At 62.5% G+C, this 20,097-nt stretch carries 18 protein-coding genes and 2 tRNA genes; 6 read left to right on the forward strand and 14 right to left on the reverse strand.

The features are described from left to right. From ACP5MM_RS05430 to ACP5MM_RS05450, 5 genes are all read left to right on the forward strand, one after another. The coding region (locus tag ACP5MM_RS05430; RefSeq protein ID WP_427934232.1) for a response regulator at nt 1-471 on the forward strand (471 nt) is incomplete at its 5' end. Nucleotides 472-912: 441 nt separating this feature from the next. Further along, nucleotides 913-1,485, forward strand: a complete 573-nt coding sequence (locus ACP5MM_RS05435) for a methyl-accepting chemotaxis protein (protein WP_427934243.1) — start codon at nt 913-915, stop codon at nt 1,483-1,485. Between the two features lie 6 nt (nt 1,486-1,491). Beyond that, complete coding sequence (locus ACP5MM_RS05440) at nt 1,492-1,749, forward strand: hypothetical protein (RefSeq protein WP_427933482.1); 258 nt, start codon at nt 1,492-1,494, stop codon at nt 1,747-1,749. A gap of 77 nt (nt 1,750-1,826) precedes the next feature. Next, the gene (locus tag ACP5MM_RS05445; protein WP_427934233.1) at nt 1,827-2,573 is read left to right on the forward strand and encodes an EAL domain-containing protein; all 747 of its coding nucleotides are present in this window, start codon (nt 1,827-1,829) and stop codon (nt 2,571-2,573) included. Nucleotides 2,574-2,619: 46 nt separating this feature from the next. Continuing rightward, nucleotides 2,620-5,640, forward strand: a complete 3,021-nt coding sequence (locus ACP5MM_RS05450) for a bifunctional diguanylate cyclase/phosphodiesterase (protein ID WP_427934234.1) — start codon at nt 2,620-2,622, stop codon at nt 5,638-5,640. A gap of 64 nt (nt 5,641-5,704) precedes the next feature. Here ACP5MM_RS05450 and ACP5MM_RS05455 read toward each other — a convergent pair whose 3' ends face one another. Next, nucleotides 5,705-6,892, reverse strand: coding sequence for a TDT family transporter (locus tag ACP5MM_RS05455; RefSeq protein ID WP_427931648.1), 1,188 nt, complete (start codon nt 6,890-6,892; stop codon nt 5,705-5,707). 103 nt (nt 6,893-6,995) lie between these two features. Between ACP5MM_RS05455 and ACP5MM_RS05460 the strand changes: the two genes are divergently transcribed. Next, a complete protein-coding gene (locus ACP5MM_RS05460) occupies nt 6,996-7,895 on the forward strand; it encodes a LysR family transcriptional regulator (RefSeq protein WP_427931647.1) in 900 nt (299 codons plus the stop codon). A gap of 79 nt (nt 7,896-7,974) precedes the next feature. On the opposite strand, the gene ACP5MM_RS05465 is transcribed toward ACP5MM_RS05460, so the two are convergent. From ACP5MM_RS05465 to sppA, 13 genes are all read right to left on the reverse strand, one after another. Continuing rightward, on the reverse strand, nt 7,975-9,564 hold the full coding sequence (locus ACP5MM_RS05465; protein WP_427934235.1) for a SurA N-terminal domain-containing protein: 1,590 nt from the start codon (nt 9,562-9,564) through the stop codon (nt 7,975-7,977). 222 nt (nt 9,565-9,786) lie between these two features. Continuing rightward, nucleotides 9,787-9,863: transfer RNA gene (locus ACP5MM_RS05470), tRNA-Asp, on the reverse strand. 15 nt (nt 9,864-9,878) lie between these two features. Next, nucleotides 9,879-9,954, reverse strand: a tRNA-Val gene (locus tag ACP5MM_RS05475). A 13-nt stretch (nt 9,955-9,967) separates the two neighbouring features. Beyond that, the gene (locus tag ACP5MM_RS05480; RefSeq protein WP_427931644.1) at nt 9,968-10,240 is read right to left on the reverse strand and encodes an HU family DNA-binding protein; all 273 of its coding nucleotides are present in this window, start codon (nt 10,238-10,240) and stop codon (nt 9,968-9,970) included. Between the two features lie 107 nt (nt 10,241-10,347). Next, complete coding sequence (gene lon, locus ACP5MM_RS05485) at nt 10,348-12,789, reverse strand: endopeptidase La (protein ID WP_427931643.1); 2,442 nt, start codon at nt 12,787-12,789, stop codon at nt 10,348-10,350. A 93-nt stretch (nt 12,790-12,882) separates the two neighbouring features. Next, the gene (gene clpX, locus ACP5MM_RS05490) at nt 12,883-14,160 is read right to left on the reverse strand and encodes an ATP-dependent Clp protease ATP-binding subunit ClpX (RefSeq protein ID WP_427931641.1); all 1,278 of its coding nucleotides are present in this window, start codon (nt 14,158-14,160) and stop codon (nt 12,883-12,885) included. 19 nt (nt 14,161-14,179) lie between these two features. Beyond that, nucleotides 14,180-14,824: an ATP-dependent Clp endopeptidase proteolytic subunit ClpP gene (gene clpP, locus ACP5MM_RS05495; RefSeq protein WP_427934236.1), complete on the reverse strand. Its 645-nt coding sequence runs from the start codon at nt 14,822-14,824 to the stop codon at nt 14,180-14,182. Nucleotides 14,825-14,869: 45 nt separating this feature from the next. After that, nucleotides 14,870-16,159 carry a trigger factor gene (gene tig, locus ACP5MM_RS05500; RefSeq protein WP_427931637.1) on the reverse strand — a complete coding sequence of 430 codons (1,290 nt, stop codon included), beginning with the start codon at nt 16,157-16,159 and terminating at the stop codon, nt 14,870-14,872. A 125-nt stretch (nt 16,160-16,284) separates the two neighbouring features. Further along, nucleotides 16,285-16,872 carry an orotate phosphoribosyltransferase gene (gene pyrE, locus ACP5MM_RS05505; RefSeq protein WP_427931635.1) on the reverse strand — a complete coding sequence of 196 codons (588 nt, stop codon included), beginning with the start codon at nt 16,870-16,872 and terminating at the stop codon, nt 16,285-16,287. A gap of 74 nt (nt 16,873-16,946) precedes the next feature. Next, on the reverse strand, nt 16,947-17,654 hold the full coding sequence (gene pyrF, locus ACP5MM_RS05510; protein WP_427934237.1) for an orotidine-5'-phosphate decarboxylase: 708 nt from the start codon (nt 17,652-17,654) through the stop codon (nt 16,947-16,949). After that, complete coding sequence (locus tag ACP5MM_RS05515; RefSeq protein ID WP_427931632.1) at nt 17,651-18,808, reverse strand: tetratricopeptide repeat protein; 1,158 nt, start codon at nt 18,806-18,808, stop codon at nt 17,651-17,653. The genes pyrF and ACP5MM_RS05515 overlap by 4 nt, the downstream gene beginning before the upstream one ends. A 15-nt stretch (nt 18,809-18,823) precedes the next feature. Next, a complete protein-coding gene (locus tag ACP5MM_RS05520; protein ID WP_427931630.1) occupies nt 18,824-19,135 on the reverse strand; it encodes an integration host factor subunit beta in 312 nt (103 codons plus the stop codon). A gap of 33 nt (nt 19,136-19,168) precedes the next feature. Further along, complete coding sequence (gene sppA / locus ACP5MM_RS05525) at nt 19,169-20,041, reverse strand: signal peptide peptidase SppA (protein WP_427931629.1); 873 nt, start codon at nt 20,039-20,041, stop codon at nt 19,169-19,171. Between the last annotated feature and the right edge of the window lie 56 nt (nt 20,042-20,097).

Raw genomic sequence — 20,097 nt, forward strand, 5'->3', positions numbered from 1 at the left:
GTCCTGCCCTCCCGTTTCAAGACCGGCGATGAAATGACCCAGCCGCATCAGGTCAGCATCCCCCAGGGCTCGGTGATCCTCTATGCCGACGACTCCGGCGTGGCCCGCAGCCAGATCGAAAAGGCCCTCACCCGGCTCGGCTTACCCTTCATCGGCACCAAGACCGGCAAGGAGGCCTGGGAGCGCCTGCAAACGCTGACCCAGGAAGCGCGGGCGGCGGGCATTCCCATCCGCCAGAAGGTGGCCATGGTCCTCACCGATCTGGAGATGCCAGAAATGGACGGCTTCACCCTGACCCGCAAGATCAAGGAAAACGAGACCCTCAAGGCCATTCCCGTGGTCATCCATTCCTCCCTCTCGGGATCCGCCAACGAATCCCATGCCAATAGCGTCGGTGCCGATGGCTATGTGGCCAAGTTCCTGCCCGACGACCTGGCCCGAGCCGTGGCCAAGGCCATTGCCACCACCTAGGAGAGCGCCGGCATGTCCCAGAATGCAGAAAACCTGATCCTCTACCTCACCGCTTTCCTCGATGGCGACGCGCCGCTGCTCTCCCGCCTGGAAGGGGATGAACAACTGGCCGCCCTCGCCGCGCCCGTCCTGGAGCGCCTGCACAAACTCCGGCGAAACGCCCTGGAGAGCGCCGATCACGAGCTTCCGGACCTGCGGAATGCCATCGATACTCAGCTCATGGGCGTGGATTTTGCGCAGGAACTCCAGCATACGCAGAGCGAAGCGGCAGCGCTCTCCCTGGTCACCAAGACCGTAGTGGACAGCATGCACGATTCCGCTCAGCGCCTCGCCGAAAACCGGACCCTGGCCGAAGAGACCGTGCGCGAGGTACAGCTCGGCAATGAGCGGCTGTCCGAACTGATCGGCGAAATGGATCTGGTGGAGCAGGCCGTCACCCACATGGGAGAAACCGTCCGCATCTTCCTGCAGAGTACCCGCACCATCACCGACCTTACCGCCAAGGTCCGGGAGATCGCCAAACAAACCAATCTCCTCGCCCTCAACGCCGCCATCGAGGCCGCCCGCGCCGGCGAGCATGGCCGCGGCTTTGCCGTGGTGGCCGATGAAGTCAAAAAACTCGCCCAAAGCTCCGCCACCGCCGCTGCCGAGATCCAGACCGCCGCTACCGCCATCAACAGCGGCGCCACCAGCGTCGAGGCCGGGGTGGCCGACAGCCTCGTCCATCTGCGCCGGGGCGGGGATTCCCTCGAAACCGTGGCGGAGGTCCTGGGAATGGCCAACCAGTCCGCCCAGACCACCCGCCAGAACATGGAGGAGATCGTCACCGGCGGCAACGCCGAGATCGCTGCCGCCAACGAACTGGGCGCCGGGGTGGAGCAGCTCCAGCACAGCCTCGATCATTTCGCCCGGATCTTTACGGATATCCTCCAGCTTTTGGCGCCGCCGCCGCAGGGAGGGAACGCCGCCACCACGACCGAACCGCGCGCAGCGCTGCCGCCACGGACCGCTTAGACCGCCATGAGCCGGCGAGGAGGAAAAAGGGGAGGCATCAAACCCTGGGCCATTACCTGGTCCTTGGCCATCCTCGCCGCTCAGGGGCCGTTGATCCCCCTCTGCCCGGATGCCGCCACCCTGCTGGCCAGCTACCCCCTCTGGATCTGGGCCAGCATGATCACCTTGCGCTTCCTCGTCCTCCTCGTCCTCGCCCAAAACCTCGTTGCCCTGATCATCGGCGGCCTGCAATTTTTTCAGCCAAATACTGATTCCATGGATTAAGGGGATACCAGCCTTGTCGAACTGATCTCCGGTACGGTATATGGCATAATCGTGCGCGGCGCCCCAAGGAGTGCGACTTGACCAGCAGCGAATTTTCCGCCCCCTTCATCATGGCCTTCCAGCCCATCGTGAATGCCCAGACACGGACGGTTTTTGCCTACGAAGCCCTGGTGCGCGGGCCCGAGGGCGAACCCGCACAGGCCATACTCGACCTCCTCACCCCGGCCAACCGCCCCGCCTTCGATCGTGCCTGCCGCGCCCGGGCCATGCTGGAGGCCCAACAGTTGGGCCTGGAAAATCATCTATGCATCAACTTCCTGCCCGAAACCATCTTTCATCCCGAAGCAGACATTGCTTACACCCTGAGCATCGCCCGGGACTGTGCCTTTCCTCCCGAGCGGCTGATCTTCGAGGTGGTGGATACAGGCCAACGGATGGATCTGCTGCACCTGCAGCGGATCTTCCGGACCTATCAGCGAGAGGGCGTCCAGGTGGCCATGGACCTCACGGACCTTGCCGAAGGCAGTGCCGATCTCAACCTGCTCGACCTCCTGCGGCCCGATATGGTCAAACTCGACGTCCATCAGATCCTGGCAATCACCAATTCGCGCAGTCCACGCCTCATCGGTGAAACCGTCGCCCGCATCTGTCAGAGCTATGCCATCCGCTTTGTGGCGGAGGGTGTGGAAAGCCTCGAAGAATGGCAGGCATTCCGGGATATGGGCGTAGAGCTCTTTCAGGGCTTCCTCTGCGCAATCCCCGAAACCCGGCGTTTGCCCCCGCCCGGTACGCGTTGCCTGGATGATGCCGGGACGAGGGCCTGATGGACGCCGGGCCGACCGCCCGCGGGCAAGGGCAATGCCGGTGCTCATGAGACATATCGGCGTCCCCCATGGCCGGAGAGATCGCTATCTCCTCTGGGCGGTAGGGGCGGCATTTCTGCTTCTGGGCGTGGTATTCATCGTGTTGTGGCGACAGCTTGCCATACAAAACCGCCAGGATATTCATCGGCACTTTCGCGAGACTGCCGGCATCACGGCGCAGCGGCTGAGCACCGGCATCAGCCAGGCCATGGCCCAGCGTTTCGCCGATCTCCGCTTCCTCAAGAACCAGTTTTTCCCCCCCACCGCCGCGGCCCTGGACTTGGGTCCGGCCACCCGCTCGGCCTTGCGCGCCTTTGCCGCCGCCCATCCCCAACTCCTGGCCATCAACATCCAGGATGCGACGGGGACCCGCCTGCTCTGGTCAACGGTGACCCAGTCCTCACGGCCCATGGTCAAGCCCGAGGCCTTTACCCCCATGCCTTTGCACCCCGAAGAGTTCATCGGTCCCGTGCATTATGGCCGGCGCCTCCATACCTGGGTAATCACCATGCGGGTGCGCATCCAGAACCACCGGGGAAAGACCCTGGGTTTTATCGGCTCGCCCGTCACCCTGTCGGCCCTTGCCCTCTTCCACACCCCCCCGGACATGGACGCGATCCTGCTCAACCGGCAAAACGGCCAAGCCATCAGCGTATGGCACGATGGCCAATGGGCGCCCCCCACCACTCCCCTCCCGCCCCCCGTCGGGAGCGTCGAGCTGACCGTTCCCAACATGCCCTGGGTCCTGCGGGCGCAATGGAGCGCCGCTGCGGAAAAGACGGCCTTCTGGACCCAGGAACGCAAGCGTTTGCTGCTCCTGACCGGGCTCCTCCTGGTGGATGCCCTTGCCGCCGGCATCTTCCTTACGCTCTTATCGCGCTTGTTGCGCCTCCGCCGGTACCAGGAGGCCGCCCTGCTGGCCCAGCAGGAAATGCTGCGCAGCACTGCGCCCACAGAGCTCTTTCACCGTCTTACGGATATCATCGTCCGTCAGACCGATTGCATCGCCGCTTACGTGGTGGTCCCCGCCGAGCATGGCGACGCCCTGAAGATCGCCGCGGTGGCAGCGCAAGATGCGGCACGGCGGGATGCCATCGAGGGACTCGTCCCCTCCCGGGATCCGCAGCGCCATCCCTATGGACAAATGCTGGTCAGCCGGGCCTTTCGCGAAGGGGTTCCCATCGGCCCCCTCCCGCCGCACCCCGATATCATCAGCAACAATGCGGGCCTCAAGGGCTTGGGGGCGGTGGTCGCCTGGCCCATTCGCATCGCCGACAACGGGGAACCCGTGGCCGTCCTGGCCATCGAGCTCGCCGCCAGGCGCCATTTCACCCTCCGCTTGCAGCAATTGATGCAACTCCTGGCCGAGAACATCGGCAGTTTCCTCTACCAGCAGCGGCTTTATGGGCAGGTCCAGGACCTGGTGGTCCACGACATTCTCACCGGCCTGCCCAACCGCAGCCATTTCGAGCAATCCGTCAGCACCGCCATCACCCAGGCGCGCGGCAGCGGCCGGCATCTGGCCATTGGCCTGCTCGACCTTGACGGTTTCAAGGAGGTCAACGATAGCCACGGCCATAGCGTGGGCGACGCCATCCTCCAGGCCATAGCCCTGCGCTTGCAGGATGTATGCAAAGGGAGCCTCATGGTGGCCCGCATGGGCGGCGATGAGTTTGCCTGCTGCCTGCCCTGGCAGGCCGGGGATGACCTCAATATGGTGTCGCACAAGGCCCTTCTGGCGGTGGCCGACGGCGCCGCCACCGTGACCGACATGCCCGTATCGGGCTCCCTGGGCTGGACGATCTTTCCCGATGACGGCCCGGACTTCAAGACCCTGTTCGCCCATGCCGATGAGGCCATGTATGCCGCCAAGGCCGCAGGCAAGTCCACCTACCGATTTTATGGCGGTGCGGTGGCGGCGGCGGCGGAACGGCGCATTCAGGTCCACCAGGATTTCCTCCTGGCCATCAGCCAGGGCGATATCGCCTTCTTCCTGCAACCCCAGGCCGACGTCGTCGCGGGCCATGTCGACGGCGCCGAAATGCTGGCCCGCTGGCGCCAGCAAGACGGACGCTGGCGCGGTCCGGGCAAATTCATGGCCATTGTGGAACAAGACCACCGCCTCATCCGCGCCCTCGGCATCCATGCGCTCCAGGAAGCCGTCCGTTTGCGCGAGCGTTGCCGGGGCGAGGGTCTGCACATCCGCCTGTCCCTCAACATCGGCGCCCTGCATTTCCTGCATCCCGATTTTCTGGAAGACGTAGCGCGGCACTGTCCCCAGGGGGGAGGGCTCACCATCGAGATTACCGAATCCATTGCCCTGGCGGACCTCCGCCACGCCCAGCAGGTGGCCATGATTCTCAAGGAACGGGGCTTTCACCTGTCCCTGGACGATTTTGGTACCGGGTACTCCTCCATGCTCTATACCACCCAACTCCCCTTTGATGAACTCAAGCTCGACCAAAACTTCGTCTTCCGCTTCCGCCGCGACAACGCCAGCTTTGCCGTAGCCGGCGCCGCCCGCTTGCTGGGCGACCTTTCGGGGCGTTCCATGATTGCCGAAGGCATTGCCAATCCGGCGGATCTCACCCTCTGGTTGCGCATGGGCGGGCGGCGCATCCAGGGCTATCACCTCGCCCCGCCCCTGCCGGAAAATGCCTTTTTTACCTGGTACCCCTGCCTGCAACCCGTATTGCGCCGATCCGTCGCCGCCCTCCTGCTGGAGGACCTCCCCCTCCTCAGCCACATGGCGGAAGAGGCGAGCCACCGCGAAGGCCTGACCATGCTGCCCGCCTCCGCCTGTCCAATGAGCAAGTGGTTTAGCCTGCGCCGCGGGGAATATCAGTACATCCCGGCCTTTCTCCCCGCCGAACGCATGCACCAGCGCCTCCATGCCCTGGGCAAGGGCGCCGACGAAAAGGCCCTGCGCGTCGCCCTGGCGGAAATGCGCACCCTCTCCCTCGCCCTCTACGAGGCCATCGCCCAGCAACCCGGCGATGCCACCAAGGGTCTTCGGGACCGTTCATGAACAATGGAACGTCCTCGGCCGAATCTCCGTTTTTCGCGGGACTTGGGGCGAGCGCACACCGCTCCTAGCGCTTCAGGCTCTCCAGCAGATCCGGACGGCTGCCGGGAGCGGACAGGGTGCAGACGCCTTCCGGCAGCCCCGTCTCCTCGGACAGACAGGGGGCGTGAAACAACTGACCGGACCACATGCCCTGGAAACTGCGCCAGGTGACCAAAATCCAGAAGAACGCCAGCAGCAGGGTAAAGGCCGCCCCCAGAGGCGCCAGAACGCCGAAACTCGTGTCATGGGCCAAGGCAAAGGTAGCCGCCGTATAGACCCCGAGGGGGAAGGTAAAGCCCCACCAGCCCATATTGAAAGGCAGGCCTTCATGAAGGTAGCGCAGGGTAAACAGTCCGGCCATCGCCATCCACCACAGGCCGAAGCCCCATAGCAGGAAGGCAATGAAGACACCGGCCATCTGCCCAAAGGCCGCCAACGGCGCCAGCGGCGTAGCGGCAAAGGCCTGGGTATCGGCATCCCCCAACAGCACCAGGGCCAGGGCCCCGGTACCCAACGGCCCCAGGGGCAGCCAGGCGGAAACGGCCATATCCGCATGGGGAAGCTTGTGCAAGGCCAGGCGCAGGAACAGGATGGTGAGAATGCCCAGGGCCAGGGGCACCGAAATGGCCCAAAGAATGTAGCTGATGTAAATCACCGTCGCCGCCCCTCCCGCCGCCAGATGGGGGGCCAGCAGTCCCCCGCTGGCGGCCGCCACCTCCGGTGGCACTACGGGCAGGAGCCACGCCGCCGTCATGCGTTCGATGGCGTGTTCATGGGCGGTAAACATGAAATAGGGCACCACCAATACCGAAAGCACCGACAACGCCACATCCACCCACCAGAAGGCCGCCGCCATCTCCAGCGTCGGCCCGGAATGAGGCCAGAGCAGCAGGCCGCCATTGATGATGGTGGCAAGCCCCATGGGAATGGCGCCAATGAACAGGGATTGCACGGGGTGCCCGAAAAGGCGCCGGAAGGCGGCCGGGTAAAAGATCGCCCGGCCCAGAAAGAGGGCGGCGAAGAGGCAGAAAAACAGCCCGTTGATCATCCACAGCCCCCGCGCCAATGGGCTCTGGCCCCAGAAAGAATAGGGAAATGCGCCCACCATCAGCGCCAGAATGCCGGTACCCATATTGGCGGCAAACCAGTTGGGAGTGAACTGCCGCACGATCTCGCGAAGATCGCCACGGGGAAGGGCAGAAAAAAGCGCCATAGTCATCTCATCGTTCAGTCTGTGAGAATATAACTATAGATTGCCAGTGAGTTATTATAAAATGATATTTTATAATTTAGGATATGAATTCGGATAATAGCTTATGAACGCCATTGATCCCCAGCTTCTCCTCACCTGGGCCCGGGTAGCCCGCGCCGGCAGCCTCCACCTCGCCGCGGCGGATCTGCACCTCACCCAGCCCGCGGTTTCCCACCAGCTACGCCGTCTGCAGGAATGGATGGGGGAGCCCCTCTATCGGCGCGCCAGCCGCGGCATCGTGCCCACCCCGACGGGGGTCCTCCTGCTGCGCACGGCCGAGCGCCTGGAGGCAGCCCTGGAGGAGGCGCAGGCCCTGCGCAGCCACACCCAGTCCCTCTTGCGCGGAAGCTTGACCCTCGTGGCGAGCCACAGCAATGCCGAATATCTGCTTCCCCCGGCCATTGTCGCCTTCCGCGCCCGCTATCCCGGCGTTTCGGTCCGCCTCACCAGCACCAACAGCCGTCAGGCGCGAGCCTTGCGCGAAGGGGCCGACCTGATCTTCATCGAAGACACGGTATCCGGCGCCGATCTCGGCGGCGACTGGGAGCAACGGATCCTGGTGGAAACCGGGATCGCCCTCCTCGTCCCCCGCGACCATCCCTTCGCCCACGCCGGCGCCCCCATTCCCCTGGCATCCATCGACCCCGACACCCTGGTCTGGCGGGAAGAGGGCTCGGGCATCCGCGAACATGCCTTGCAGGCGCTCCAGCAACAGGGCATCCATCCGGACATCCGTTATGAACTGAGCGGCTTCGCCGCAGTACGCAATGCGCTGCGCTGTGGTCTGGGCATCAGCCTGGTATCGGCCCTGGCCGGCGCGGAAGCCCATCCCGATCTCTGCGTCGTGGCCGTGACCCCGGCCATCGGCCACACCCTTTCCGCCCTTTACCGCAAAGGGCTCAGCCAGGCCGCCCAGGCCTTTTTGCCCTTGCTGCACGCCCCTGAACCCATGGCAATGGCATAAGCGGTCGGTATCTCCAAATGGGTGCGGGGGAAGCCATGGCTACCCTGTGCCCTGGGGAGAGGGAAAAAAACCAACCCCGTCAGCGGGAAAACTTCGCCACTTGCTGCGGAAAGACCTTCACCTCGCCATGGCTGCGCAAATCCTGTACATACCCCGCAAACAACAACTGCATCCGCTGTTCTTCCAGCGACTGCGCGATCTGCGCCGAGACCTGCGGATTCAAGCTGGCCGCCGGCGGGACACTGACGCGGGTAACGGCAAAAACCGCATATCCCTGCCCCGTCTTCGCCATCCCCAGGGAAGGCACCCCCCCCTGCGGAGCGGGGGCATTGAAGATCGCCGGCAGTAATCCCGGCGGCAGGCCTTGGGGATTGTGGCGGGTCACATCGGCGGTATTCCGATAGGAAAACGCGCCATTGCGCGTCAAGGAAGGCAGGGCCTTACCGCCCCGGGCCGCCTTCCATACCTGCTGCGCCGCCGCTTTTGCCAGCGTCGCGCTGCTCCGAGCGCTGAGAATCTGCGCAATATCCGCGCTCACCGCAGCCAACGGCCGGGCCTGTCCGGGCTGGAAATGGATGAGATGCACCGCCAGCAAAGTACCGTCGGGAAGAGTGATCGCTTCGCTGTTCTTCCCCGCCAGCACCGCCTTGCCGAAGGCCAGCGCCAAGGCCTTGGGGTCATGGAAAGGACCCGTCGCCGCCACCTGTCCGGCCACCAGCAGCGGGCTCTCCTCCACCCGCAAACCGTAGGCCTGGGCAACCGCTGCAAGGCTCTTCGGGCTGCTGAAAAGACGGTCCTTGAAATTCTCCACCTGGGCGTTAAACAACAGCCGGGCCTTCTCCTCCTGCGCTTTATCCCCGGCCTGCGCCCCCTCGACGGAAATGCCGGTGGCGCTGGCCCCCTGCGCGGCGGCGGTCGGCGCCTTGTCGCCAGCCTTGCCGAGGAACGCCTGGGGCCCAAAGAGCACATATTGCACCCGGACCTGCGCGGGTTCCTGAAATGCCTGAAGATGCGCCTGATAATACGCCGCGATATCCGCCGCGCTCGGTGCGGCCTGTTGGGCGAAGGCCGCGAAAGGGATCTCCACGCTCTCCACATCCCGGCTTTCCTGGGACCAAGCCCACAACTGCTGGGCTTCGCCGGCGTTGGCCAGGGGGGCGATCTGGGGGATCGCCTGCAATTGCGCCAGCAGCATGCTCTCGCGGAGCATGTCTTCAAACTGGGCCGGAGTCAGGCCATTGGCCACCAACAGCTTCTCGTAACGAGCCTTGGAAAAATGCCCGTTTTCCGCAAACTCCGGTATGGATTCGATTTTCTTCACCAGCGCCGCGTCGGGCACCTGCAATCCCAGGCGCCGCCCTTCTTCACTCAATAAAACATCGTTGATCATGCTGTCCAGAATCTGCTCGCTGAACCCCTGCTCCCGGGTAATTTTTTCCGCCGTAGCGGCGCCAAAGACCTGCGCATAACGGGCCCGCGCATCCTCCAGGCGTTTCTGGAAAAGCGCTCCGCCGATTTTTTGGCCATTGACCTTGGCAACGACACTGCTCTGCTCGGATCCCGACATGAAGTAATCGCTGACGCCCCATAGCATGAACGACAATGCGATCAGCAATAACAGCGCCTTTGCTGCCAGCGATTGGCCCAGATTCCGAAAAAATTCCAACATGATTCTTCCCCACCAGAAATAATAGAAAATACCCTAGACAGCAAAGCAGGACTGCCACGCCTTCCCGGAGACGGCAAGGGATTCATGGCCGAGCATCCCGGCGCCTACCCGCCGACCGCGACCAGCGACGCGGCAGATCGGTCCCAAGTCCGGCACTCTGCCAATGAGCCGAGCCCGGACGCGAAAAAGGGCGAACCCCAACGGGATCGCCCTACGGAATGGTGGCGGGGTGGACGGGGCTCGAACCCGCGACCTCCGGCGTGACAGGCCGGCATTCTGACCAACTGAACTACCACCCCTGGATGAATTCATAGTGGTGGGCGGTGAGGGGCTCGAACCCACGACATTCGGCGTGTAAAGCCGACGCTCTACCAACTGAGCTAACCGCCCTAACCATATTTTTTTAGTTTACTGCATCTTTCAATGCTTTACCAGCCTTGAATTTCGGAGTGCGGCTTGCGGCAATCATGATTTCCTGACCGGTGGCGGGGTTACGCCCCTTGCGCGCCTCCCGGGTGGAGACGAGAAACGAACCAAAGCCCACCAGCGTTACCTGCTCCCCGGCCTTGAGGGCTTCCTTAAGGACTTCCAGGGTCGCATCCAGCGCCGTGCCGGCCGCTACGCGGGAAATCCCCGCGTGATCTGCAATTTTTTCAATCAACTCCGATTTATTCATGCTGCTTTCTCCTTTATGGGTATACCTACAGCCAGTAACTACTGCCTTCCCTCAGACAAGTCTGCACGTTATAACAAGCGACAAAAAGGCGTGTCAAGAAAAGCTGCCTAATGCGCCGTCGCCTTTTCGTCGCTGCTGCCTTCCCCCACCTTGCCGGCGGGTACCAGGGGCGCGGAGTCCTCCGGCTCGGGCAAGGGGCTGGGCCGGGACTCCAGGGCTATGGCCAGGACCTCGTCGATCCAGCGCACGGGCTTGATCACCAGCGCATCCCGGACATTCTTGGGAATTTCCTGAAGATCCTTCTCATTTTCCTGCGGAATCAGGACCGTGCTGATCCCGCCCCGATGCGCCGCCAACAACTTTTCCTTCAAGCCGCCGATGGGCAAGACCTCGCCGCGCAGGGTGATCTCACCCGTCATGGCCACGCTGGCATGCACCGGGATGTTGGTCAGGGCCGATACCAGGGCCGTACACATGCCGATGCCGGCGCTCGGACCATCCTTGGGCGTGGCGCCTTCGGGAACATGGATATGGACATCCTTGTTCTGGTAAAAGTCCGGCGCGATGCCCAAGGCCTGAGCCCGGGAGCGTACCACGCTCATGGCGGCCTGAATGGACTCCTGCATCACGTCCCCGAGCTTGCCGGTGATCAACAGCTTCCCGCGTCCGGGAATGACCACGGCTTCAATGCTCAGCAGCTCGCCGCCAACCTCCGTCCACGCCAGACCCGTCACTTCGCCAATGCGGTTTTCCTTTTCCGCCTTGCCAAAGTCATAGCGACGCACACCCAGATACTTGTCCAGATTGCGGTCGGAAACCTGGACCCGTTTGCGCTTCTTGTCCAGGAGCAGTTCCTTGACCACCTTGCGGCAAATCCGGGCCAGTTCACGCTCCAGGTTGCGCACGCCCGCTTCCCGGGTGTAGTAACGGATGATATCCCGAATGACGGCCTGCGAAACCTGCATTTCGCCGTCCTTCAGGCCGGCCTTGCCGATCTGCTTGGGCAGCAGATATTGCATGGCTATGTGGATTTTCTCGTCTTCCGTATAACCGGAAAGGCGAATCACTTCCATACGATCCATGAGCGGCGCGGGGATGTTCAAGGTGTTGGCCGTGGTGACGAACATCACCTCGGAAAGATTGAAATCCACCTCCAGATAGTGATCGTTGAAGGCCGCGTTTTGCTCCGGATCCAGGACCTCCAGCAATGCCGAAGCCGGGTCGCCGCGAAAATCCATCGCCATCTTGTCCACTTCGTCCAGAAGCATCAGGGGATTGCGGGTGGCCACCTTGGCCAGGCTCTGAATGATCTTCCCCGGCAATGCGCCGATATAGGTGCGCCGATGCCCGCGAATTTCCGCCTCGTCGCGCACGCCGCCCAGGGACATGCGGACGAACTTGCGCCCCGTGGCCGCGGCAATGGAGCGCCCCAGGCTGGTCTTCCCCACGCCTGGCGGGCCCACCAGACAGAGAATCGGACCCTGGCTGTTGCCCACCCGCTCCTGAACGGCCAGATACTCCAGGATCCGCTCCTTGACGTCTTCCAGGCCGTAATGATCGGCGTCGAGAATCTCCTTCGCCCGGGTCAGATCCTTGGTGATCTTGCTGCGCTTGCGCCACGGCACGCTCACCAGCCAGTCGATATAATTGCGCACGACGGTGGCCTCGGCGGACATGGGGCTCATCATGCGCAGTTTTTTCAACTCCGCTTCCGCCTTGGCCCGCACCTCCTTGGGCATGCCCGCCTTCTCGATCTTGCGGGCCACCTCATCCGCTTCCCCGCCACCCTCTTCCGAAAGGTCGCCCAGTTCCTTCTGGATGGCCTTCATCTGCTCGTTCAGGTAGTACTCGCGCTGGCTTTTCTCCATTTGCCGCTTGACGCGGCCGCGGATCCGCTTCTCCACCTGCAGGAGATCGATCTCCGACTCCATCAACCCGAGCAAATGCTCCAGACGGACCCGGGTGTCCGCCTTTTCCAGGATCTCCTGCTTTTCCTCCAGCTTGAGGCTGAGATGCGCGGCGACGGTATCCGCCAGGCGCGCAGGATCATCCATGCTGGCCAGGGTAGACAGGATTTCCGGGGGGATTTTCTTGTTCAGCTTGACGTAGGATTCAAACTGGCTGCTCACCGAGCGCATCAATGCCTCGGTTTCGCGATCGGCCAGCTTGTCGCTTTCTATGACCTGCACCTGGGCCCGCAGGGAATCGGCGCCGGGCAGGAAGGAAACCAGTTTCGCCCGGTCGGTCCCTTCCACCAGCACCTTGACGGTGCCGTCGGGCAATTTCAGCAATTGCAGGATCGTCGCCAAGGTGCCCACGCGAAAGATGCCTTCGGGTTGCGGGTCGTCGTCCGCGGCATTCTTCTGCGCCACCAGCAGGATCTGCTTGTCACCCGCCATGGCCTCTTCCAGGGCATGAATGGATTTGACCCTACCGACAAAAAGCGGAATCACCATGAAGGGAAAAACCACCACATCCCGCAACGGCAATACCGGTACCATCAAACCCTCGCCTTCAACCAGCAGGACATTCTTATCAACCAGTGCCATGGTTTACCCCTTGAACCAGGTAGATACCAACTACCGACAATTGTGAAAGTGGTGCCGCCACCCATGCTTTTCAATGGTGGCGGCACGGCAGAGTCAGGCCGGATGGGAGATATCCACTTTGGCCGCACCATCATCGTAAACCAACAATGGCTTACCCGCTCCATCGATGACAGTCGCATCGACGACCACCTTCTTCACCCCGTTCATGGACGGCAATTCATACATGGTATCCAGCAGGATCTGCTCCAGAATGGAGCGCAAACCCCGCGCCCCGGTTTTCCGCACCAATGCCTTTTTGGCGATGGCCCGCAAGGCTTCGGGCCGAAACTCCAGGTCCACGCCTTCAAGAAGGAAAAGTTTCTGATATTGCTTGATGAGGGCGTTTTTCGGTTCCGTCAGGATGGAAACCATGGCCTCCTCGTCGAGTTCATCCAGAACCGCCACCACGGGAAGCCGGCCGACAAACTCCGGAATGAGCCCATAGCGCACCAGGTCCTCCGGCTCCAGGTCACGGAGGAGCGTGCCCAGGCTTTCGGGCTTGCTGCGGCTCTTCACCTCGGCATTGAAACCCATGCCGCCCTTTTCGATACGCCGCATGACGGACTTTTCCAGTCCGCTGAAGGCCCCGCCGCAAATAAACAGGATGTGCCGGGTATCCACTTGCAGAAACTCCTGCTGGGGATGTTTGCGCCCGCCCTGGGGCGGCACCGAAGCCACCGTGCCCTCGATGAGCTTCAGGAGGGCCTGCTGCACCCCTTCGCCGGAAACATCCCGAGTGATGGAGGGATTCTCGGACTTCCGCGAAATCTTGTCTATTTCGTCGATGTAAACGATGCCCGTCTGCGCCTTTTCCACGTCATAGTCGCATTTCTGCAGAAGCTTCTGAATGATGTTCTCGACATCCTCCCCGACATAGCCGGCTTCGGTCAGCGTCGTCGCATCGGCAATGGCGAAGGGCACATTCAGCAAGCGCGCCAGCGTTTGCGCCAGCAACGTCTTACCGGATCCCGTCGGCCCGATCAGCAGGATGTTGCTTTTATCCAGCTCGACCTCTTTTTCCTTGCTACCGTGCTCAAGACGCTTGTAATGATTATAGACCGCCACCGAGAGGACCTTCTTGGCCCCCTCCTGGCCGATCACGTAATCATCCAGGGTCTTGCGGATCTCCCGGGGCTTGGGCAGCTTGCTGCGCCCCTCGGCCTGGGCGTCATCCAGGATTTCGTCTTTCACGATGTCGTTGCATAGCTCCACACATTCATCGCAAATGAACACGGAAGGGCCGGCAATCAGTTTGCGTACTTCGTGCTGGCTTTTCCCACAAAACGAACAATAGAGCGTCTTTTCGCCGGTTCCGTCGTGTTTTCCAGCCATAGTATTTCTCCTGCCTCGTTCAGGCGATCTCGTTATCGCCGCGATGACTGATCACGGCATCCACGAGATGGTAGGTTTTGGCCTCATCGGCCGACATGAAAAAGTCCCGGTCCAGATCCTGCTCGATCCGCTCCTGGGATTGCCCGGTGTGTTCGACCAGGATCTCGTTGAGCCGCTGGCGGATGCGCAGTATTTCCTTGGCATGGATTTCGATATCCATGGCCTGCCCCTGGAAACCGCCCGATGGCTGATGCAGCATGATCCGGGCATTGGGCAGGGAATAACGCTTGCCCGCCGCCCCGGCGGCCAGCAACACCGCCCCCATGCTCGCCGCCTGACCGATGCATACGGTACTGACATTGGGCCGGATAAACTGCATGGTGTCATAGATCGCCATCCCGGCGGTGACCGATCCGCCGGGGCTATTGATATAGAGGGCAATGTCCTTGTCGGGGTTCTCGGCTTCCAGGAAAAGCAACTGGGCCACCACCAGATTGGCCATGAAATCCTCGACCTGGCCCACCAGGAAGATGACGCGCTCCTTCAGCAGGCGCGAGTAGATGTCGAAGGCCCGCTCCCCGCGCCCCGTCTGTTCGATGACCATGGGGACATAACCCAATGCGTTTATTCCCGGCAATGACCTGCCTTCTTCCCCATAACCCATGCTGTCGCACTCCTCTCTAGCAATTGGCATACTGCATCATCAGCACTATGCGTTTACGGCGCCCACCGGTTCGCGACCGATCAACTGATTGAAACTCACGGGCTCGTCGGTCACTGTAACACGCTCCAGCACCCATGCCACCACCTTGGCCTCCAGCGCCATGGCCTCCGCCTCGCCGAGTTGCTCGGGGTTGCGCCGGTACCAGGTCATCACCTCTTCCGGATCTTCATATTGTTCGGCGATTTCCTCGATGACCTTGGCCACTTCCTGGCGTTCGGCCCGCAACTGCTCGCGCCGCGCAATCTCGGACATGACCAGACCCAGGGTCACCCGGCGGCGGGCCAACTCCTCGACATTGTCGGGGAGCTGGGTGCCGGCGTCGTTCGCTTCCTTCTGCAATCGCTCCATTTCTTGCGCGATCAAGCGCCTGGGAAGCTCGGGCGTGTTGCCTTGTATCAGCAATTCAAGGACCTGCGTTTTTAGACGCATCGCGCTGATGCGCCGGGCCTCGCGCTCCAGGTTTTCCCGCACCTCCCGGCGCAGGGTTTCCACTTCACCATCTTCGATACCCAATGACAAGGCGAAGGCGGCGTCTATTTCGGGAAGTTGCGGCTCCGCGACGTCCTTGATCAACAAATGGAATTGCGCCGTTTTACCGGCGAGTTCCTGTTGATGGTAATCCTCCGGGAAGGTGATTTCCACGTCCTTTTCCGTACCGGCGCGCAAACCCGTGAGGGCTCCCTCCAGTTCCGCCAGCAGACGGCCGCCACCCAGGATGGCCGGGTAATCCTGGGCGCTCCCCCCCGGCAACGGCTCCCCTTCCATGCTGCCGGAAAAATCCAGCAGGACCCGGTCGCCTTCCTGTGCGGCCCGATCCACGGAAACAAAATGACGGCGCTGTTGACGCATGATCTCGATGGTGGCATCCACATCGCTTTCGGCGACTTCGGCGCTTTGCCGGGTCACGACACCCGCCGGCACCTGCGGCGCAAAATCGGGATAGACTTCGATGGTGGCGGTGTAGATCAAATCCTGTCCGCGCCCACCCGAATCCACCTGGATTTCCGGCCGCCCCACGGGGCGCAGGCTCTGTTCCTGAAGGGCGTGGAAATAGGTTTCGTTGATCAGATGATCAAAGGCCTCCATGAGGACGTCGGCGCCGAACTGGCGTTCCACCACGGCCATGGGAACGCGACCGGGGCGGAACCCGGGCAGGCGCGCCGAGCGGGCCTTCTGGCGCAAACGCTGGGTGACTTCCTCCTCAACACTGCCGGCGGGTACGGTTACGGTAATCCGCTTTTCCAACGGGGTCTCCGCCGTGATGGAGATTTGCATGAATTCGTCCTTTTTTTGCATTTTGTCTAAGCCTATATTTCAATCATAAACAGAAGGCGCATCGCCCTCAAGGTTCCGGATGAGACAGCGGTTCGAGCGCCCGGCGCTGCCCTTGGCCAGGCATCCTATTGCAACCCCCTGCTGCCGGGCTTGACGGGCGTGCCGCCCGCCGCGCACTGGGGGCAATCGGCGGCTTCCCAGCTTTGCACCGGCAAACGCAGCAGGGGGAAAAAAGGCACCCCGTCGAAATCGCCGATGCCGCCGCTGCGGTCGATGATGGATGCCACCGCCAGCACTTCGCCGCCCGCCTCCCGGACAGCGGCGATGCATTCGCGGGTTGAACCGCCGGTGGTAATGACATCTTCCACCACCAGCACGCCTTCTCCCGGGGCGATGGCAAAGCCGCGCCGCAGGCGCATGCGCCCGCCTTCCCGCTCCGTGAACAGGCTCCGCACCCCCAGGGCGCGGGCCGTCTCGTAGGAGACGAGGATGGCACCGACGGCCGGACCCGCAACGACTTCCACCTGCCTGCGCAGCGGCTCCGGCAGGGCCTGCGCCATGGCCGCGCAAAGGACGGCGGCATGCTCCGGATGCTGCAAGACCCTTGCCGATTGCAGATAGGTATCGCTATGCCGACCGGAGGAGAGCAGAAAATGCCCTTCCAGCAAGGCGGCGTCCTGCCGATATAACTCGATCACCTGTTCTGGCGCCACTGCATTTCCTCTATCCTAGAATAGCCAAGCCGAAAATTCATGCCCTTTCCCGCCCCCGGCGGGCGGCCGTTTGTTTAGCCGCCACCGGCCGATGCCCCGTCCATCTCCGCCAGGATGTCCGCCAGCGCCTTCGCCGGATCGGCCGCAGCCGTGATGGGGCGCCCGACGACGAGGTGATCCGCGCCGGCCCGCAGGGCCTGCGCCGGGGTCAATATGCGCCGCTGGTCGTCTGCGGCGCTCTGGGCCGGCCGGATCCCCGGCGTCACCAAGAGCAGCCGCGGATGGGCTTGGCGCAGCAGGGTTGCCTCCTGCGCCGAACAGACCACGCCATCCATGCCGGCGTGGGCGGCAAGGTTGGCGAGCCTGTGTACCTGACTCAGGGGGCTGGCGAAGACGCCGATTTCCCGCAAACCCTCCCCATCCATGCTAGTGAGCACGGTCACGGCAATCAAGAGGGGATGATGGGATTCCTGATCGATGGCTTCCCGGGCGGCCGCCATCATGCGGCTCCCCCCGCTGGCGTGCAGGTTCATCATCCACACCCCCAGGCGCGCCGCGGCGCGGCTCGCCCGGGCGACGGTTTGCGGGATGTCATGGAACTTGAGATCCAGAAACACCGCAAAACCCATGGCCTGCAGCCGCTCGACCACGACCGGACCACAGGCCGTAAAGAGCTCCTTGCCCACCTTGAGCCGGCAGCGGGTGGGGTCGAGGCGTTGCGCCAGATGGATGGCCTGGGCCGCATCGGCATAGTCCAAGGCCACGATGATCCGCGCCGTCATAGGGATCCTGCCCCGGCAAAGGTGCCCCAGCGCCGGCAACTGGGGCAACGCCAGTAATGCTGGGGGCTCTGGTAACCACAGACCTGACAATTGAACAGCGGCGGGTTCACGGGCAATGCCCGCACGGCCTGGACCAGCGCCGGGTAAAGCAGGGGCGCCGGATCCTCCCCATCCATCTTGAGCAAGGTCTGGATGGCCGACAGCTCCGGCGCAAGCTGGATGACCGACAGCAGGAAGGCTGCGGCAGCCTGCTTGCCCTCGCCATGCAGGAGGGCGTTGGCGAGGCGGTCGACGCCCAGGGGCGAGCGGCAGAGCTGCTTTAGCCTGGCGCTGATCCGCCGGGCTTCCGGCACATCGCCGCATTGGCGCAAGGCCGCCAGCAGCAAATCCAGAACGACCAAAATGATGACTTTCGCCTCTCCTTCCAGGAGGGTTGCCCAGGTTTGCGCCGCCGCGAGCCAGCGTTGCTGGCGATAGGCGATGGCACCCGCCACCACCACCGCCCGGGGACTCGACCGATCCTCTTTGCGGGCGGCGGCGAGATAGTCGCTGGCCCGCTCCAGCTTGGCCTGGGCCAGCGCCTGCTCCGCCAGTTCGCAATACAGCATGGCGATAATGGCTTTCTGCTCAAGCTGACCGGCGGCATGCAAACGCTCACGCACCCCGATGGCCTGCTCCCAGTCCCCTTCCAGCTCGTAGAGTTCGGCCAGCGCCGCGAGGCCCTCCAGATGCTGGGGCCGAGCTGCAAGCAGCTCGCGCAGCATGGACTCGGCCCGGTCCAGGATGCCGGCCTTCAGATAATCCTGGGCAATCTCGAAAAGAATGCTCTCCCGGACGGATGGGGATAAGGCCTTCTGCTCAAACAGGTATTGATGCACGCGCAAGGCACGCTCCAACTCCCCGCGGCGCCGGAACAAGCGGCCGAGCGCCAGAAGGATATCCACGGTCTCCGGGTGTTGCTGAAGGGCATCGAGGAAAATTTCGATGGCTTCGTCATTGCGCTCATTGAGGAGATAGTTGAGGCCCTGGATATAAATATGGGAGATCGCTTCGGGGTTGGCAACGGGCGCCTCCTTCGTCCCGGGAAAGACGCGCCCCAGCACGAAGCCCAGGCCAACGGCGAAGACCAGGATCAGCGCGGTGGTGATCTCCACGTCGATGGCCTGCGCCTAGGATCCCGTGGCGCCCTGCAAGCCGTCGCCAGCCCAATCCACCTGTTCGCGCAGTTCCTTGCCCGCCTTGAAATGCGGTACCCGCTTCTCCGGAACCATGACCGGTTCCCCCGTCTTGGGGTTGCGCCCCAGTTTGGCCGGACGAACGTGCATGGAAAAACTGCCAAAGCCCCGAATCTCGATACGTTCATCATCGGCGAGGGCGTCACTGAGGTATTCCAGAATCAAACGCGTGGCCATTTCCACATCGCGGCTACTCAATTGCGGATATTCTAAACAGATATTTTTGATTAATTCGGATTTAGTCATGACTCTTGTCTTTGTAAAGGGGTTTTATCGCGATCAGAACAGATAAAAGCGGGCGGTGGATTGCGCCAGCAGATCGGCGATTGCCGAACCGGCGGCAGCGGAAAACCAGCCACTCCAGGTATTCTCGCCATGCACCGCCCGGACCGGCGTGTCCTTGGGCAACTTCAGTTGCGCCAGCAACCACTTCGTTGCCGCATGCTCACCACCGATGGCATCCACCAGCCCCAGCTTTTGCGCCTCCAGGCCCGTGTAGACCTGGCCGGTGGCCAGCGCGTCGACCTTTGCCGGAGGAATATGGCGATCATCGGCCACAAGCTGGACGAACTGGTCGCGGATATTCATGACGATCCCCTGGAGATACTTCCTGTCGGCTGCCGACATGCTGCTGAAGGGCGAACCGGCATCTTTCAGCGGCCCGGAAACGATGGCATTGCCCTGAATCCCGATCTTGTCCATCAAGCCCGATAAACTGAAAGTTTGCAGAATGACCCCGATGGACCCCGTAGCCGTGGCGCCATAGGCAAAAATCCGCGAGCCCGCGCAGGCAATCAGATACCCTCCGGATGCGGCCAGGGACTGCATGGATACCGCAACCGGCTTCTTCCTGGCAATGCGCGCAACGAGGTCGTGTATCTCCCAGGAAGGGACCACCGCCCCGCCGGGAGAATTGATGACCAGCAACAAGCCCTTGGCCTGGGGATTTTCTGCGACGCGACGCAGGGCCTCCATGGTCTTTTTCGCGTCGAAAATCGGGCCATCGATGCGGACTTCTGCAATGAAGGCCTGCCCGTTACCCAGGGAAGAATAGCCGGGCAAGCTATGTATGGCCCCCACGGCGCCGGCCAACAACAGGAAGAAGAGCACCGCCAGCAGGAAAACCCGTGAACCTTTACCTTCCGATGCCATGCTCTACCCCTATGTCGTCAGCGCCCTGCCTGGACAGGATGGCCATGCCGCGAAGC

The organism is Acidithiobacillus sp. (assembly GCF_049965315.1).
GTDB lineage: Bacteria > Pseudomonadota > Gammaproteobacteria > Acidithiobacillales > Acidithiobacillaceae > Acidithiobacillus_B.

Excerpts from the sequence above, each read along its gene's own strand:
- ACP5MM_RS05435 (WP_427934243.1), top strand. The coding sequence starts at position 913 with ATGGGAGAAACCGTCCGCATCTTCCTGCAGAGTACCCGCACCATCACC.
- ACP5MM_RS05440 (WP_427933482.1), top strand. The coding sequence starts at position 1,492 with ATGAGCCGGCGAGGAGGAAAAAGGGGAGGCATCAAACCCTGGGCCATT.
- ACP5MM_RS05450 (WP_427934234.1), top strand. The coding sequence starts at position 2,620 with ATGAGACATATCGGCGTCCCCCATGGCCGGAGAGATCGCTATCTCCTC.
- ACP5MM_RS05455 (WP_427931648.1), bottom strand. The coding sequence starts at position 6,892 with ATGGCGCTTTTTTCTGCCCTTCCCCGTGGCGATCTTCGCGAGATCGTG.
- ACP5MM_RS05460 (WP_427931647.1), top strand. The coding sequence starts at position 6,996 with ATGAACGCCATTGATCCCCAGCTTCTCCTCACCTGGGCCCGGGTAGCC.
- ACP5MM_RS05465 (WP_427934235.1), bottom strand. The coding sequence starts at position 9,564 with ATGTTGGAATTTTTTCGGAATCTGGGCCAATCGCTGGCAGCAAAGGCG.
- ACP5MM_RS05480 (WP_427931644.1), bottom strand. The coding sequence starts at position 10,240 with ATGAATAAATCGGAGTTGATTGAAAAAATTGCAGATCACGCGGGGATT.
- lon (WP_427931643.1), bottom strand. The coding sequence starts at position 12,789 with ATGGCACTGGTTGATAAGAATGTCCTGCTGGTTGAAGGCGAGGGTTTG.
- clpX (WP_427931641.1), bottom strand. The coding sequence starts at position 14,160 with ATGGCTGGAAAACACGACGGAACCGGCGAAAAGACGCTCTATTGTTCG.
- clpP (WP_427934236.1), bottom strand. The coding sequence starts at position 14,824 with ATGGGTTATGGGGAAGAAGGCAGGTCATTGCCGGGAATAAACGCATTG.
- tig (WP_427931637.1), bottom strand. The coding sequence starts at position 16,159 with ATGCAAATCTCCATCACGGCGGAGACCCCGTTGGAAAAGCGGATTACC.
- pyrF (WP_427934237.1), bottom strand. The coding sequence starts at position 17,654 with ATGACGGCGCGGATCATCGTGGCCTTGGACTATGCCGATGCGGCCCAG.
- ACP5MM_RS05520 (WP_427931630.1), bottom strand. The coding sequence starts at position 19,135 with ATGACTAAATCCGAATTAATCAAAAATATCTGTTTAGAATATCCGCAA.
- sppA (WP_427931629.1), bottom strand. The coding sequence starts at position 20,041 with ATGGCATCGGAAGGTAAAGGTTCACGGGTTTTCCTGCTGGCGGTGCTC.